A 16073-nucleotide genomic window follows, 5' to 3' on the forward strand; every position below is an offset into this window, starting at 1 on the left:
AATACGCATTCTGAGTTGGCTCTCTTAAGAACTCTACAACGGTCGGGAACATTTCAAAGCCCCCCGCATTTAATTGATGAAAGGACAAACGGAACAAAGTCCTTAATACTTCAACTCAAGGCTTCAATCACTCACGAAAGGGCTCCACCATGACCACACCAGAGAACAACCAGAACCCAGTTTCCAGCGACGAGAACGCAACCGCAGACAACACCCAGTTCGTAGACGGCACCAAGATGGGTGGCTTTGACACCGACGGCGACGGCGTTGACAACATCGAGCAGTTTGACACCGACGGCGACGGCTACGCAGAAACCGCAGTGGTAGACACCGACGGCGACGGCACTGCAGACGAGCTGCACATCGACACCGACGGCGACGGGGTGCACAACCAGATCTTCATCGACCGCGACGGTGACGGAAAGCTGGATACTGGCTACGTTGACGCAGACAACGACGGTGTCGCAGAGATGGAGCTGCGTGACTTCGACTCCGAGGGCAACCCAACTACCGTCGAGGTAGACACCGACGGCGACGGCGAGGGCGACACAGTAATCTACGACTTCGACGGCGACGGCCTAGTAGACGCAGTGGTAGTTGATACCGACGGCGACGGCATCGACGACTTCCGCCAGTACGACTTCGACGGCGACGGCGTCATCGACTCCACCAGCATCGACGGCGAGGGCACTGCAACCCCGAGCGCAGCGCAGCAGGAACTCATCGACCTTGCTATGGACAGCAACGCCGGAACTACCCCTGCCCCTGAGGATGTCGAGCTCGAAGAAGACACCACGGAGGCTCCGGAAGAAGCCCCAGCTGAGGATCCTGCAGAAGCCCCAGCAGACGCACCTGCTACCAACCCAATCGTGAACCCAGAGACCGGCGCAACCGAGGTCGAGCTGGATACCGATGGCGATGGCGTAATCGACACCGTCGCAGTTGATCTTGACGGTGACGGCCAGGCAGACGAGGTGTACATGGACACCACCGGTGACGGCATCATCGACACCGCAGCAATCGACCTCGACGGCGACGGAGTTGCAGATGAAGTCCGCGTTGACCTCGACGGCGACGGCATCGAAGACCAGGTACTGGTGGACCTTGACGGCGACGGCCAGACCGACGAAGCGCACGTCTTCACCGATGAGGATGACATCACCGACAAGGTTCACCTAGATCTCGATGGCGACGGCATGATCGATTCCATCGGCCTAGACACCGACGGTGACGGCTTCTACGACTCCTACGCGGACGAAGCCAACACCCAGGAGATCACCGATATGCCAGACAGCTCTGCAGGCTTCGATGCTGACTTCTCCGGTGCCGACGACTCTGCGACCGACCTCGCGTAAGCCCTCGGATAACTCTGTAAAGCTGGAGCAGATACACTTTCGAGTGTGAGTGACCAGCCCCTGACGCAGACAACAACTGACCTTCTCAGCGCCGCCGTGGAATCCCTCGGCGGCGCTGAGCGTCCTGGCCAGGTGGCCATGGCAAAAGCCGTAACCCAGGCGTTAGACAAGGAGCGTCACCTCGCTGTTCAAGCCGGAACCGGTACGGGCAAGTCTCTTGCCTACTTGGTTCCGGCTCTGCGCTATGCGCAAGCCAATGACACGACCGTGATCGTGTCCACCGCGACAATTGCCCTGCAACGACAACTTGTCGAACGCGACCTCCCCCGCCTCGCCGACGCACTAGAGCCAGTCATGGAACGCCGTCCCACCTTTGCTATCCAAAAGGGTCGTTCCAACTACGTGTGCTTGCATAAACTCTCCATCGATGAGGAAGCACCCGAATCGCTTTTCGACGACTCCGGCGCCACATCCTGGCTCGGCCAGCAAGTAGCCCGAGTGCACGAATGGGCCCAAGATACCGAGACCGGCGACCGCGACGACCTAGAACCCGGCGTACCCGACACAGTGTGGCGACAGGTGTCGGTAACATCTGCCGAATGTCTCGGTGCAACGCGCTGCCCCCACGGCGAGGAATGCTTTGCGGAGGTAGCCAAACGACGCACTAGGGATGTCGATGTTGTTGTTACCAACCACGCCTTGCTCGCCATTGATGCCCTTGCCGATATCAACGTCCTCCCTGAACACGATGTGGTCATCGTTGATGAGGCCCACGAGCTCGATGGCCGCATCACTTCGGTGGCAACTTCTGAGGTGTCAGCCCGCACCCTCTCGATGTCCGCTCGACGCGCCGGAAAGCTTGGAGCCACAACTGAGAAAGACAAGCTCCAGGACGTCATTGACGATTTCACTGCCGCCGTGGACTTAGAAGAACCCGGACGGTGGGAAAACATCTCCGATTCCGCGCGCGGTGGATTCGTCGCCGTGCGTGACGCTCTCTGGCGGACCCGCGATGCCATCGCACGAACCCCCGAAGGCGAGTCCACCAACGATCCGGAGCGCTTCGCTGAACGTGAGAATCTGAAGAATCACCTGCAAGAACAGCACGATGCCATCGTGCGCATCCTGGAGGTCTTCGACGAAGATGATCCCGCGGCTCACGACGACGTGGTCTGGCTGGAGCGTTCCGAAAGATACGGCGATACCGTGGCCGTGGCGCCGTTGTCTGTTGCAGGTCTCCTCCACGACCGACTTTTTGGTGAGCAAACCGTCGTGCTTACTTCAGCGACGTTGAATGTCGGTGGCAATTTCAACGCGATGGCGGCAAGCTGGGGTCTTCCGAAAGACTCGTGGGATTCACTCGACGCCGGAACACCATTCGACCCGCGTAAAGCAGGCATTCTTTACACCGCGAAGCACCTCCCTCCTCCTGGCCGCGACGGTCTTGCACAGGAGACACTTGATGAAATCGCCGGTCTCATTACCGTGGCTGGCGGTCGCACCCTTGGACTATTTTCGTCGCGCCGAGCAGCTCAACAGGCCGCAGAAGCGATGCGCACTCGCCTGCCTTTCGACATCCTTGTCCAAGGTGAGGATTCCACCGGGGCGCTCGTCGAGAAGTTCGCGGTTAGCGAGAACGTCTGCCTATTCGGCACTTTGACCTTGTGGCAGGGCGTGGATGTTCCAGGCCGTTCCCTGTCGCTGGTGATCATCGACAGAATTCCTTTTCCTCGCCCCGATGATCCCCTGTTGCAGGCACGCGCGCAGGCGGCCGATGCCGCGGGACGTTCGGGTTTCATGGATGTTTCGGCTACTCACGCGGCATTGCTCATGGCTCAGGGCGCGGGACGCCTCTTACGCAGCGTGGACGACCGAGGGGTAGTAGCAGTCTTGGACAATCGCCTGGTCACCAAGCGCTACGGTTCGTTTCTGCGACGCAGTCTGCCGGACTTTTGGGAGACTACTGACCCTGATGTCGTGCGTGGCGCTTTACGACGACTCGTCGCGCCACCTACTAGCGACTAGTTACAGCGCGGGTGCGGGTGCGTCTGGTGCGGGTGCTTCCTGCATCCAATCGGCCTCGCGCGCTACGACGTCGCCAAGCACTTCCCCTGGTTCGAGGATGAACTCCTTCGCGCCATACCTGTCACCAACGGAAACGATCGTGTGCGGGATTTCGGGGTTGTTTGGGGCGGTGAAGTCCTTGATCTGCTCGGCAACTTGCGGGATGAATACGCCGTCTTGCTGTACTCGGTGAGCCACGTTGATTCGACCGTAGTTGTACACCACGTTGCTGCCGTTGAAGGACTTCACTTGCTCCCATACCGCGAAGTAATCGTCGGCAAGCCCTTCATTGCCGCAGGCCTTTTCAAAATTCACGCTCGGGCCGTCAAGGTTCGAAAGGTTAATCGAGTTAAAGCAGAACTCTTGAGTGAGTTTTTCCACCAAGTCGAACAGTTCTTCAGCATCCTTATTCGCCCTGACACCGAATGATCCATTCAGCGTAACTCGGCTGTAGTCACCGACGAAGGTGTTTTTGTGCACGGTGAAGGAGGTGTCGGTGATGAGTTCACTGTCCAACAGCTCCTCTACCGCTGGATCAACGGGAGCATCCGACCAAAAGTGCTCAGCCTCGGTGCCTCCCTCTTCAATTTTCGGTTCCTCGGGAAGTCCTGCATGTGGGTCTTCGGAACCTGCTGTCTCCTCGGGAGCCGCGACCAATTGATCGTCGCCAGTTGCAGAGACTGCACCCTGTTGCGCAACCGGGGTTTCAGCCTTAGTGAAAAAGACCATCGCAGCAATCAACGCAAGCACCGCGAGGATGGCGATGAAGGGTACAAGGACGGGAATTGATCCTTGACGGTGTCGTTTTTCAGAGGTGTGAGCCACGGCGGTTCTCCTTTTCAATCCTGCAACCGGAAACACCAAGTGGTTTCCTGATTATGCAGTCAACAATAAACGGTGCGAGTGTTTTCGTCAGCGCTCTGGAAATGCGCTCTGCCGGTTAAATGCTCGCAGCCGGTGGAAAAGTTGCAGTTGTGATCGAATTCGGTGCGATCTCTGTGAATCCGGCGTCCCGTACCACTACTGATTGGGGGTGGTTGACCGCGTCGTCGAAAAGCTCTGGCGCGGCTTCAACAACGTTAAGGGGAAAGCCTTGTTCCGCCCATGGGACGATGATCGTGGCTGGCATCCGAGCGGCGTAGAGCATGCTGGCATGCCCCACCTGAGCAGCAGCTTTTCCTACGGTCATCGACAAAGCCCGGTTGACTGCGATGGTCGGCCAGGTTGGATTGATGTCGCTGTCCTCGTGAAGAGGCAGGTCTGTGCCTTGGATTTGCAGCTTGCGCACCTCGGTGGGAACCTCGCTAACTGCGGACGGGAGAAACGCACGAGCCTCTGCACTGCCCCACTGCGCTGTGATTCCTGGAGTCGATTGCACTGCACGCCAGGCCAGGTTGCGACCGCGGCGCGCGATCTTGCGGATTAAGTGGCCGTACCACTGCTCAAGGCGCGCGTGCCACTGCGAATCAGTCACCGCCTCGGGAGCTAAGCACACCGCAACCACAGACTGCGCCGCGGCAACAAGGAGGTCGTTTCGCCGGGGCGGATCAGTCTTTGGGATGTGCAATGCGATTTGCATCGCCTGCACGGTTGCCGGGTCAGAGGGATCTTCGGTTCGCTCACCTCGGTCCACTGCCACACTGCTGGCAAGAAATGCGTGCGCTTGGGCGATGTGCTCAGTGGACATTAGTTGTGCAGCGCGACCCGGTGGTATGTGCCGTCTTCCAGGTCAGAGAAGTCGATCTCGCTGCGTGGGATACCCAGGATGTGCAGAACGGAATCAAGGAATGGGTAGTTAACCGAAGTGTCCGCGATTTCCTTCAGAGCTGGCTTAGCGTTGAACGCAATTCCAAGACCCGCGGCGGAGAGCATGTCGATGTCATTTGCACCGTCGCCTACGGCCACAGTCTGATTCATCGTCAGCCCGGAATCAGCTGCAAACTCACCTAAGAATTCGGCCTTTGCCTTGCGATCGACGATCTTGCCGATGACATTGCCAGTCAGCTTGCCGTCAACAATCTCGAGGGTGTTGGCTTCGACGTAATCAAGCTCGAGTTCCTTTGCAAGGTCCTCCAACACCTGGATAAACCCGCCGGAGACAACCGCGGTGCGGTATCCCATCTTCTTCAGGGTGCGGATCGTAGTCCGGGCCCCCGGAGTGAGCACGATGTCGGCGGCGACTTCATCGATGACAGACGCGTCTAGTCCAGCAAGAGTTTTCACACGTTCGCGGAGGGATTCCTCAAAGTCGAGTTCACCACGCATCGCGCGCTCGGTTACCTCAGCCACTTCAGCTTCCTTGCCCGCGTGGGCAGCGAGCATTTCAATGACCTCGCCGGTGATCAGAGTCGAGTCACAGTCGAAGCAAACTAGGCGCTTTGAACGGCGCGCTAGGCCTGCGCCCTCGATAGCGAGATCTACGCCGAGACGTGGGGTCAGCTCTGCCAACGCCTTGCGGATTGTCGCCCCGTCACCAGGGGTGTAGTCCGGGATTGTCACATACAGTTCAAGACCGGTGACCGGGTAGTCAGAAATACCACGGATGCGGTCGATATTCGCGTTGAAGTTTGCCAGCGTGCGACCAACCTCGGAAACATCTTGGGCATTAACTGGATTTCCCAACATGACGACGACATGGGTGGAACGTGGACGGCCACTCGCAGCGACCTGCTCTCCCATCTCGATTGTGACCCGCTGTCCGTAACCTTTCAGGGTGTCGGTGAGGCCTTGCTTTAAGCGATCAAGCCCATCGGCTTCGATGCCAACGAATGCTGCGAGGTACATGCTGCCGCGAAAGTTTGCCTGCTCGACATCGAGAAGCTGAACGCCGTGCGCGCTGAGAACTCGGAATGTTGCAGCAGAGACACCCGGCCGATCCGGACCGGTCACAGAAATAACTGCGTGTGTGAGACCTGGTTGTAGGTCAACGACGTGGTTGGTCACGGCGTAGGTTCACATCCTTGTGGTGAAAGTAAGTGGGATTTGAAAACCCCCGGTTGCTTAACTGAGTTAAGCCCCGGGGGTTTCAAGTAGTCAGAATGACGCTGAACAGAAGCTCGCTCTAAAGGGAGCCTGTGAGAGCTTCTTTAGGTGTGTGCTTCCTTGCGCATGCGCTCCACCATGTGTGGGTAGTGCAGCTCGAAAGCTGGACGCTCGGAGCGGATACGTGGCAGCGAGGTGAAGTTGTGGCGTGGAGGAGGGCAAGAGGTTGCCCACTCAAGGGAGTTGCCATAACCCCATGGGTCGTCGACAGTGACAACTTCGCCGTAACGCCAAGACTTGAAGATGTTCCAGACCAGTGGGATAACCGATGCGCCGAGGATGAAGGTACCAACGGTGGAGATCTGGTTAAGCAGGGTGAAACCGTCGGAGTCGAGGTAGTCCGCGTAGCGACGTGGCATACCCATGTTGCCGACCCAGTGCTGAACCAGGAAGGTGGTGTGGAAGCCGATGAAGGTCAACCAGAAGTGCCACTTTGCCAGCCCCTCGTCTGCCATACGGCCGGTCATCTTAGGGAACCAGAAGTAGACACCAGCGAAGGATGCGAACACCACGGTACCGAACAGGGTGTAGTGGAAGTGCGCGATCAGGAAGTAGGAGTCAGCGAGGTGGAAGTCCAGTGGTGGGGATGCCAGCATGATGCCGGTAAGACCACCGAAGAGGAACGTGGACATGAAGCCCATGGACCAGATCATCGGAGACTGCCAGGTGATGTGACCGTTCCACATGGTACCGACCCAGTTGAAGAACTTAACGCCGGTTGGAACCGCGATCAGGAAGGTCATGAACGAGAAGAACGGAAGCAGGACTGCACCGGTGACGTACATGTGGTGAGCCCACACAGCCATGGAGAGACCAGCAATCGCGAGGGTAGCGAAGATCAGACCGATGTAGCCGAAGATTGGCTTACGGGAGAAGACTGGGATGACCTCGGAGATGATGCCGAAGAATGGCAGTGCGAGAACGTAGACCTCAGGGTGTCCGAAGAACCAGAACAGGTGCTGCCACAGGATTGCGCCACCGTTTGCGGTGTCGAAGATGTGTCCGCCCAGCTTACGGTCGTACAGGACGCCAAGAGCAGCTGCGGTCAGCAGCGGGAAAATCATCAGCGCGATGATGGAGCCCGCGAGGATGGTCCAGGTGAAGACAGGAACGCGGAACATGGTCATGCCCGGCGCACGCATCGTGAGGACGGTGGTGAGCATGTTGATCGCAGATGCGATGGTACCGATACCGGTCATGCCTACGCCCATGATCCACAGGTCAGCGCCAACGCCTGGCGTGTGAACCTGGTCGGATAGTGGAACGTACATTGTCCAGCCGAAGTCAGCTGCGCCACCAGGGTGAGGAAGCCTGCGAGCATCGCTACAACGCCGACCTGGGTGATCCAGAAGCCGAATGCGTTGAGGCGTGGGAAGGACACGTCCGGTGCACCGATCTGCAGTGGCAAGACGTAGTTTGCAAAGCCCCACACAACTGGCGTACCGAAGGCCAGCAGCATGATGGTGCCGTGCATGGTGAACAGCTGGTTGAACTGCTCGTTGGAAAGGAACTGCAGACCCGGGGAGAAGAGCTCCGTACGGATCAGAAGTGCCATAAGTCCGCCGACAAAGAACCAGATGAAGGACAAGATGATGTACCAAACACCAAGCGTCTTGTGGTCCGTTGTAGCGAGAAGCTTGTAAAGCTTTGCACCCTTCCGGTCATGACCGGTGGGTTGTGGTCGTTCCGGCACGACGTAGTCGTCTAGCCGTGGTGCCACTGCTGTCATGCGATCCTCCTGACTATCGACGTTTACGCAGGCCTCTGCGTAAGCGTCATTTTTCATACCGCAATATCATAGATGATGGGTATAGGTTATTTCCAGCCACTTTGGGCCAGTAACAGAAATGAGTGTAGCCCGTTTCCCCGAATACTCCTATGTTTCTATCTTCAAGTCATCAGAATGCCCGAATGAAAAGGTTGCGAACAGGCACTTTGCTAGCTTCCCATGCAATGGTCCTTACATTGCAGCACACGGGAAAGTCCGACTCACCCCCTTATCTGGTTCAAACTTTCGATGGACAAGTTTTACGGGCGAACTGAGCCCTCCCCTAGCCCAATCCTCCCCCGCCCCAAGGGACCGACACGCCGAATTTACTCTGCCCACAAAAAGCAAAAACTGCCCCTCGCATCGGGGGGCAGTTCTGCAGCTTTGGTGAAATCTAGAAGTCCCAGTCGTCGTCAGTGGTGTCTTCGGCCTTACCGATGACATACGAGGAACCAGAGCCAGAGAAGAAGTCGTGGTTCTCGTCTGCGTTTGGAGATAGGGATGCCAGGATCGCCGGAGAGACACGAGTTTCGTCCGCTGGGAACAGCCCCTCGTAGCCCAAGTTGTTCAGCGCCTTGTTGGCGTTGTAACGCAAGAAGCGCTTCACATCTTCGGTCCAGCCCAGTGGGTCGTAGATATCTTCGGTGTACTGGGTCTCATTCTCGTACAGATCGTAGAGGAGGTCGAACGTGTACTCCTTGAGCTCTTCGCGGCGCTCCGGTGTTTCCTGAGCCACGCCGACCTGGTACTTGTAGCCGATGTAGTAGCCGTGCACCGCCTCGTCGCGGATGATGAGACGGATGATGTCGGCGGTATTGGTCAGCTTGGAATGAACGGACCAGTTCAATGGGAGGTAGAAACCAGAGTAGAAGAGGAATGACTCCAACAGCGTGGAGGCGACCTTCTTCTTTAACGGATCGTCACCCTTGTAGTAGCTCTGGATAATCTTCGCCTTGCGCTGAACCTCTTCGTTTTCTTCGGTCCAACGGAAAGCATCGTTGATCTGCGGAGTGGATGCCAACGTCATGTAAATATTCGAGTAGCTCTTCGCGTGAACCGACTCCATAAACGCGATGTTGGTGTAGACCGCCTCTTCGTGGAGGGTGCGGGCATCAGGGATCAGCGAGACTGCGCCAACAGTGCCCTGGATAGTGTCCAGCAGTGTCAGGTTAGCGAAGACGCGCATGGTCGCTAGCTGCTCGGCCTCGTTGAGCGTCTTCCAGCTTGGGATGTCATTGGACACTGGGATCTTCTCTGGCAACCAAAAGTTACCGGTGAGGCGATCCCATACCTCTAGATCCTTTTCATCTGGGATTTCGTTCCAGTTGATTGCTTTAATCGGTTGAGGATGGGATTCGAGGTAAGCATCGTATTCGTGAGCTTCAGACACCAGTCATCATTTCCTAGCTTGTTGGTTTCATAATGATAAATACCCATGTTACCGCAGTTACTATCTCAGTCCACCTGCCGAGTCACCCGCCGGTTAAGTCTGTCAAAGCTTGCTGATCTCCATAGTGAAAACTCCCTCAAATCCCACAGTTACACCCCCGAAACACACGTAATTTGTGTGGTTTTGGCCGTAAAATCGGAATGGTCGGTTACCCCCATAAAAGGCCATGCTTGGGTCGCCGTTGACAAATGATATTAAACTAATAGTTGCACCTTTCGGTTCCCCAACTACAAGGACAATACCGACTATGACCACTCCCAATGAGTCACCTGCAGCTCCCCTGCTGACGTCCGTACTCGATCAACTCGGTGGAGAAATCGTTGCTGGCACCTTGTCGGAGGGGCGCACCTTTACGTTGCAAGATATCTCCGCTCGCTTCGGGATTTCTCGCACTGTTGCGCGCGAGGCAATGCGCGCGCTCGAACAGCTTGGCCTCGTCGCTTCTTCGCGTCGGGTTGGCATCACGGTGCTTCCCGAGACTTCGTGGGCCGTGTTCGACCAGTCGGTGATCCGCTGGCGCCTTGCAGCCGAGGAGCAGCGCCCGCGCCAGCTGCGTTCACTCACCGAGTTGCGCGTCGCGATTGAACCGATCGCGGCCTACAACGCGGCCACTTTTGCCACGAAAGAGCAAAAGGCGAAGATCGCCCAGCTTGCCGACGAACTCATCGAGCTCGGTTCCAGCTCGCGTGGCGCAACCGACGAATTCTTGGAAGCGGACATGCAGTTCCACACCATGATCTTCTTGGCATCTGGCAACGAGATGATCATGGACCTCGCCCCCTCGTTGATGTACGCGCTAGAGGGGCGCACCCGCTATGGCCTACAGCCCGACGAGCCGGCCCAAGAAGCCCTTGCCAGCCACAAGGCTGTCGCCCAAGCGATCGTCGATGGGGATGCTCAAGCTGCCGAAAACGCCGCGCGCGACATCCTCAGCGAGGTGCGCACCGCACTCTACGAGAATTAGTCCTTCTCCGCTTGACGACGAAGCCCTGGCCACCACAATGGTTGCCAGGGCTTCGTCGTTAAGCACGTTTCTTAGAGCATGCAGGAGACGCAGCCTTCAACTTCCGTGCCCTCCAGCGCCATCTGGCGCAGGCGGATGTAGTAGAGGGACTTGATGCCCTTGGTCCATGCGTAAATCTGCGCACGGTTGATATCGCGGGTAGTCACGGTGTCCTTGAAGAACAGGGTCAGGGACAGGCCCTGGTCGACGTACTTGGTGGCAACCGCGTAAGTGTCGATGATCTTCTCAAAGCCGATCTCGTAGGCGTCGTCGAAGTACTCCAGGTTGTCGTTGTCCAGGTGCGGGGCCGGATAGTACACGCGACCGATCTTGCCTTCCTTGCGGATCTCGATCTTGGACGCGATCGGGTGGATCGACGAAGTGGAGTTGTTGATGTAGGAAATTGAGCCGGTTGGCGGAACGGCCTGCAGGTATCGGTTATAGATGCCGTCGCGCGCGACCTCTTCCTTCAGCTTCGCCCAGTCCTCTTCGGTTGGGATGTGAGCCGTGGAGTTAGCAAAGAGCTCCTTCACACGGTCGGTCTTCGGCTGGAAGTCCGCCGGGTTGTAGCGGTCGAAGAATTCGCCAGTTGCGTACTCGGATTTGTCAAAGTCCTTGAACTTCTGGCCGGTCTCTACGGCGATCTTGTGGGAAGCGCGAATGGATTCGTACATGATCGCTGCGAAATAGGCGTTGGTAAAGTCCAAGCCTTCTTCGGAGCCGTAATGGATGTGCTCGCGGCCGAGGTAGCCGTGCAGGTTCATCTGTCCCAAGCCAATTGCGTGGGAAGCGTCGTTACCCTCGCGGATCGATGGTACCGAGTCGATGGAGGTCTGATCAGCCACGGAGGTCAGACCACGGATCGCGGTCTCGACCGTGCGCGAGAAGTTATCAGAGTCCATGGTCATCGCGATGTTGAGAGAACCGAGGTTGCAGGAGATGTCTTCGCCGATGGTGTCGTAGGAGAGATCGTCGTTGAGCACTGACGGCGTGTTGACCTGGAGGATTTCAGAGCACAGGTTGGACATGTTGATGCGACCGGTCTTGACTGGGTTCGCCTTGTTCGCGGTGTCTTCGTACATGATGTACGGGTAGCCGGACTCGAACTGGATCTCGGCGATCGTCTGGAAGAACTGGCGTGCGTTGATCTTGGTCTTGCGGATGCGTGGGTCTTCGACCATCTCCTCGTACTTCTCGGTGACAGAGATGTCGGCGAATGGTACGCCGTAAACGCGTTCGACGTCATACGGAGAGAACAAGTACATATCGTCATTGCGCTTTGCCAAATCGAACGTGATATCTGGGATGACAACACCCAAAGAAAGGGTCTTGATGCGGATCTTCTCATCGGCATTCTCGCGCTTGGTGTCCAAGAAGCTCATGATGTCCGGGTGGTGTGCGTTCAAATACACAGCACCTGCGCCCTGACGGGCGCCAAGCTGGTTAGCGTAGGAGAAGGAGTCTTCCAGCAATTTCATTACCGGGATAACGCCGGAGGACTGGTTCTCGATGTGCTTGATCGGCGCACCAGACTCACGGATGTTCGACAGCAGGAGTGCCACGCCACCGCCACGTTTGGACAGCTGCAGGGAGGAGTTAATCGCTCGTCCGATGGACTCCATGTTGTCTTCGATGCGCAGCAGGAAGCAGGAAACCAGCTCGCCGCGCTGCGCCTTGCCCGCGTTGAGGAAGGTCGGGGTTGCCGGCTGGAAGCGGCCGGTCATGATTTCGTCGACAAGTGCGCCGACGAGCTCGGTATTGCCCTGCGCAAGGAACAACGCTGTCATGGACACGCGGTCCTCAAAGCGCTCAAGGTAACGCTTTCCGTCGAAGGTCTTCAGGGTGTACGAGGTGTAGTACTTGTAAGCGCCCAAGAACGACTTGAAGCGGAACTTGAATGCGTAGGCACGCTTGAAGGTTTCTTTGACAAACTCCCAGTCGTACTGCTCGATAACCTCTGGCTCGTAGTACTTGTTGTCAATCAGGTACTTGATCTTTTCTTCCAGGTCGTGGAAGTAGACAGTGTTCTGGTTAACGTGCTGCAGGAAGAACTGGTTTGCAGCCTCACGGTCTTTATCAAATTGGATCTGGCCGTTTTCGTCGTAAAGGTTCAGCAGCGCGTTCAGCGCGTGGTAATCCAGCTGGTCTTCCTTCTTTACTGGTTCAGCTACGTTCTTACCCAAAGTCTGAGAGGACACAGGTGCAGGCCTTTCTAATCTGATTGTTGAAAGTATTTTGAGAATTAAGTCTGGAGATCGATCTTATGCGGATTCGTGTGCGGAACTAGGCCCGCACACGATTGTCGTAACGGGCACGCAACTGGGCAAGGCGATCGGAAGCCGCTTGGCGCTGTTCCTCCTGCTTCCGCTGGACATCTACAAGCCCCGCGGTGTCCATCGGTTTCAGCCCCAAAGCCTCGGCGTTGTCAAGCAGTTCTGCGCGGACGTGTTCGACATCTTCATGAGTCCCCATGAGCTCGAAGCGGTACAGGTACGGGACCTTGCATTTGCGCGCGATTATGTCTCCGGAAAGGCAATAGTCGGTGCCAAAGTTGGAGTTCCCCGCTGCGATGACGCCACGAATTAGACCGCGGTTGTGTTCATCATTGAGAAAGCGGATGACCTGCTTTGGCACGGGTCGAGTGTTCTGGTGGCTCATGGACGCTCCCCCACCATACGTCGGGCAGATCAACACGTACGGTTCGTCGATCCGAATCGGCGCATCGTTGCGGTACAGCGGAATTCTTTTGCTGGGAAGCCCCAGCTTGTCGACGAACCGACGGGTGTTCTCCGTAACAGAGGAGAAATACACGACGAGCACGCGCGACTCACGTCCCTTCTGGATGTACTTTTCTAGCGGTGGATCTTGAAAGGTTCCCCGCACATGAGAAAGGCCGCCAGCTAACTAGTCGGGCGGCCAAGGAAAAGAAGTGAAACTTACTTGATCGCAAGTAGGTTTCGAGTATGTTTCGAGGAAGTGGTGTAGCTGCGAGTTATGCAGCCAGTGCAGCGAGACCACGGATGCGGTCAGGACGGAAACCGGACCAGTGGTCACCGTCTACCTCTACTACTGGTGCCTGCAGGTAGCCGAGTGCCAGAACGTAGTCGCGTGCTTCGTCGTCAAGGCTGATGTCAACAAGGTTGTAATCCAGGCCGGCTTTATCCAGTGCCTTCTTGGTTGCGTTGCACTGGACACAGGCTGGCTTGGTGTAAACGGTGATGGACATTTCTCAACCCTTCTTTTCTTCTTCTCGTCAGATTTCTCAATTGATCTGGTGTACTCGCGGCAACTACGGTTGTCGCCGACTTAATTCTTGCGTCTTCCACGCGCTCATTCCGGGATGTTTCGGAGTGTTGAGCGTCCTTCCGACTGACAAGAAACGACACTATACTTTGTGTCAGATTTCAGCAACAGACACAACATCTAGTAGTTACACGCGTGGAATTCCCAGGATGGATCTTCAGAATCACCTACATGTAGTTCGCCTTTCAACCATGGGCACAGCACCCAGAGTTACAACAGTGCGATTTCTTATAGCCTACTCAGCCTTGGCTTACTGGTTTATCATTATAGATCCCCAAATTGGGGGTAGTCATGCCTAAACATTTCCGACGCGCCGAAAAGAATACAGAAAGAAAACTACCCCGCGCCATTTCGTCGAGAAGCGAAACAGCGCGGGGTAGCTAGAAACCGAAGCTTTAGCCCTGGCGAGCCTTGAAGCGTGGCTCCTTCTTGTTGATGACGTAGACCTTGCCACGGCGACGCACAACCTGGGCGCCCGGCTTGTTCTTCAGCGACCGAAGCGACTTGCGAACCTTCATCGGGCGCTCCTTTCTTTTCAATGAGTTATTAATGGACGATTTGCACGGTACAAATCTCCGCAACAACAGGCCGTACAGAGCAAAACATACGAGCCAAGTCGTGACACGAGGGGTTACTTTACCCGAAACCCCTACAGGAACAAAACCTCCCTAGGTCTACTGCTTCGAGTAACGGCCACGGAGATCCTCGCTGACCTGTTCCAGGCTGCGCCCCATCGTCTCCGGAACCCACACGCGAACGAATCCCAATGCCACCACGCCGAGCGCGGCGAACATGACAAAGGTGTTGGTAGCACCGAGCGATTCCACAAGCGGCAAGAAGAATTGTGCCACGGCCCAGTTGGCCATCCACAGGGCCAGGCCGGCAAGCCCCATCCCCAGCCCGCGGATTCGCGTGGGAATGAGCTCGGAGATCAGCAGCCACGTCGTCGGCGAAACGGCCGCCTGCTGGAAGGCGATAAACACAGCCATTAGCCCTAACGACACGAATGCAAGCGCTGGGTTTCCGTGAGCGGCACCATAGACCGGCGCCAAGACCAACAGGGAAATGACATTGCCCGTCAAACCGATGGTCAACAGGTTCTTGCGCCCAATTCGGTCGATCACCTGCAGCCCAACCCAACAAGCAACGACGCTGACAAGGCCGATCACGATCGAGGTGTACACAGAATTTTCGGTTGAAAGACCAACTTGGTTCATCATGGTCGGAGCAAAATACACAATGGCATTAACACCTGTGATCTGCTGTGTCACGCCGAGCGCCGCCGCCACGACCACGGTAATCCGCAGCCACCGCTGCGAGAGCAGGGCACGCCACTGCCCTTGCTGGGCTTGGCGTTCCGCGGTGTCGGTGGCAGTGATCGCTGTAAGCTCGTTAAGTTCCATCCCGGAGCGTTGCGCCGTGGCGCGAGCTTGGTCGATCCGACCTCGGCGCGCCAACCATACCGGCGTGTCCGACAAGAACATCATGCTGAACATCAGGATCGCGCCCGGAACCGCGGCCAGCCCCAACATGAGGTGCCAGTTGCCGGTCGGAGCCAGCAACGAATTAACAAGATAGGCCAACAGCTGGCCGACGACGATCATCAAGGTATTAAGGGAGACCAACTTGCCGCGCACCTTTGCCGGGACCATCTCGGAGATGTACATCGGCGACACAATGCTGACCGCGCCCACCGCCACGCCGAGGAATGTGCGGGCTGCCGCGAGCATGTGCACCGAACCAGCGAGCGCACACCAGATCGAACCGACGACAAAGATGAATCCACCAACTATCAGGGTGGCCTTGCGCCCGATCCGATCCGCCACCGCGGAGCCTGTCAACGCACCTACCGCCGCACCGACCAGCAGCATTGAGGTGACAAAACCTTCCTCGGCTGCAGTCATCCCAAATTCGGGACTGATGAACAATAGGGCGCCACTCATCACACCGGTGTCGTAGCCAAACAGCAATCCGCCAAACGCAGCGATCGCGGCAACCATGCGCACGTACGTCGACTGTGACCGCTGATTCTCTTGGGAAGGGGGCCCAGCGGGGGTGATTGATGAAGATGTCATGGGCACCATCTTT

Annotated in this window: 12 protein-coding genes and 1 pseudogene; 3 read left to right on the forward strand and 10 right to left on the reverse strand. The window is 56.9% G+C overall.

The genetic code is table 11. The features are described 5' to 3' along the window. Nucleotides 1-149 precede the first annotated feature (149 nt). Together QP027_RS09075 and QP027_RS09080 are read left to right on the forward strand one after the other, a co-directional pair. A complete protein-coding gene (locus QP027_RS09075; protein WP_284824235.1) occupies nucleotides 150-1355 on the forward strand; it encodes a hypothetical protein in 1206 nt (401 codons plus the stop codon). A gap of 45 nt (nucleotides 1356-1400) precedes the next feature. Beyond that, on the forward strand, nucleotides 1401-3380 hold the full coding sequence (locus QP027_RS09080; protein ID WP_284824237.1) for an ATP-dependent DNA helicase: 1980 nt from the start codon (nucleotides 1401-1403) through the stop codon (nucleotides 3378-3380). Here QP027_RS09080 and QP027_RS09085 read toward each other — a convergent pair whose 3' ends face one another. The 5 genes and pseudogenes from QP027_RS09085 to nrdF form a co-directional block, all read right to left on the reverse strand. Continuing rightward, nucleotides 3381-4244 (reverse strand): hypothetical protein, encoded by an 864-nt coding sequence (locus QP027_RS09085; RefSeq protein ID WP_284824239.1) that lies wholly within the window; start codon nucleotides 4242-4244, stop codon nucleotides 3381-3383. 115 nt (nucleotides 4245-4359) lie between these two features. After that, nucleotides 4360-5106: a peptidyl-tRNA hydrolase gene (locus QP027_RS09090; RefSeq protein ID WP_284824240.1), complete on the reverse strand. Its 747-nt coding sequence runs from the start codon at nucleotides 5104-5106 to the stop codon at nucleotides 4360-4362. Next, nucleotides 5106-6362, reverse strand: a complete 1257-nt coding sequence (gene serB, locus QP027_RS09095) for a phosphoserine phosphatase SerB (RefSeq protein WP_284824241.1) — start codon at nucleotides 6360-6362, stop codon at nucleotides 5106-5108. Before serB ends, QP027_RS09090 begins: the two co-directional genes overlap by 1 nt. Before the next feature lie 143 nt (nucleotides 6363-6505). Next, nucleotides 6506-8247: pseudogene (gene ctaD / locus QP027_RS09100) on the reverse strand (aa3-type cytochrome oxidase subunit I). Nucleotides 8248-8623: 376 nt separating this feature from the next. Next, entirely contained in the window at nucleotides 8624-9619 is a 996-nt protein-coding gene (gene nrdF / locus QP027_RS09105; protein ID WP_284824242.1) for a class 1b ribonucleoside-diphosphate reductase subunit beta, read from the reverse strand. Nucleotides 9620-9926: 307 nt separating this feature from the next. Here nrdF and QP027_RS09110 point away from each other — a divergent pair, with 307 nt between their 5' ends. Next, on the forward strand, nucleotides 9927-10643 hold the full coding sequence (locus QP027_RS09110; RefSeq protein ID WP_284824245.1) for a FadR/GntR family transcriptional regulator: 717 nt from the start codon (nucleotides 9927-9929) through the stop codon (nucleotides 10641-10643). Nucleotides 10644-10714: 71 nt separating this feature from the next. Here QP027_RS09110 and nrdE read toward each other — a convergent pair whose 3' ends face one another. The 5 genes from nrdE to QP027_RS09135 form a co-directional block, all read right to left on the reverse strand. Beyond that, nucleotides 10715-12880 (reverse strand): class 1b ribonucleoside-diphosphate reductase subunit alpha, encoded by a 2166-nt coding sequence (gene nrdE, locus QP027_RS09115; RefSeq protein ID WP_284824246.1) that lies wholly within the window; start codon nucleotides 12878-12880, stop codon nucleotides 10715-10717. An 85-nt stretch (nucleotides 12881-12965) separates the two neighbouring features. Next, a complete protein-coding gene (nrdI, locus tag QP027_RS09120; protein ID WP_284824248.1) occupies nucleotides 12966-13502 on the reverse strand; it encodes a class Ib ribonucleoside-diphosphate reductase assembly flavoprotein NrdI in 537 nt (178 codons plus the stop codon). A gap of 172 nt (nucleotides 13503-13674) precedes the next feature. Then, the gene (nrdH, locus tag QP027_RS09125; protein WP_284824250.1) at nucleotides 13675-13908 is read right to left on the reverse strand and encodes a glutaredoxin-like protein NrdH; all 234 of its coding nucleotides are present in this window, start codon (nucleotides 13906-13908) and stop codon (nucleotides 13675-13677) included. Nucleotides 13909-14380: 472 nt separating this feature from the next. Next, the gene (ykgO, locus tag QP027_RS09130; RefSeq protein ID WP_005511141.1) at nucleotides 14381-14503 is read right to left on the reverse strand and encodes a type B 50S ribosomal protein L36; all 123 of its coding nucleotides are present in this window, start codon (nucleotides 14501-14503) and stop codon (nucleotides 14381-14383) included. Between the two features lie 156 nt (nucleotides 14504-14659). Beyond that, nucleotides 14660-16060, reverse strand: a complete 1401-nt coding sequence (locus tag QP027_RS09135; RefSeq protein WP_284824252.1) for a sugar porter family MFS transporter — start codon at nucleotides 16058-16060, stop codon at nucleotides 14660-14662. Nucleotides 16061-16073 lie beyond the last annotated feature (13 nt).

The organism is Corynebacterium breve (assembly GCF_030252165.1).
Classification (GTDB): Bacteria; Actinomycetota; Actinomycetes; order Mycobacteriales; family Mycobacteriaceae; genus Corynebacterium; species Corynebacterium breve.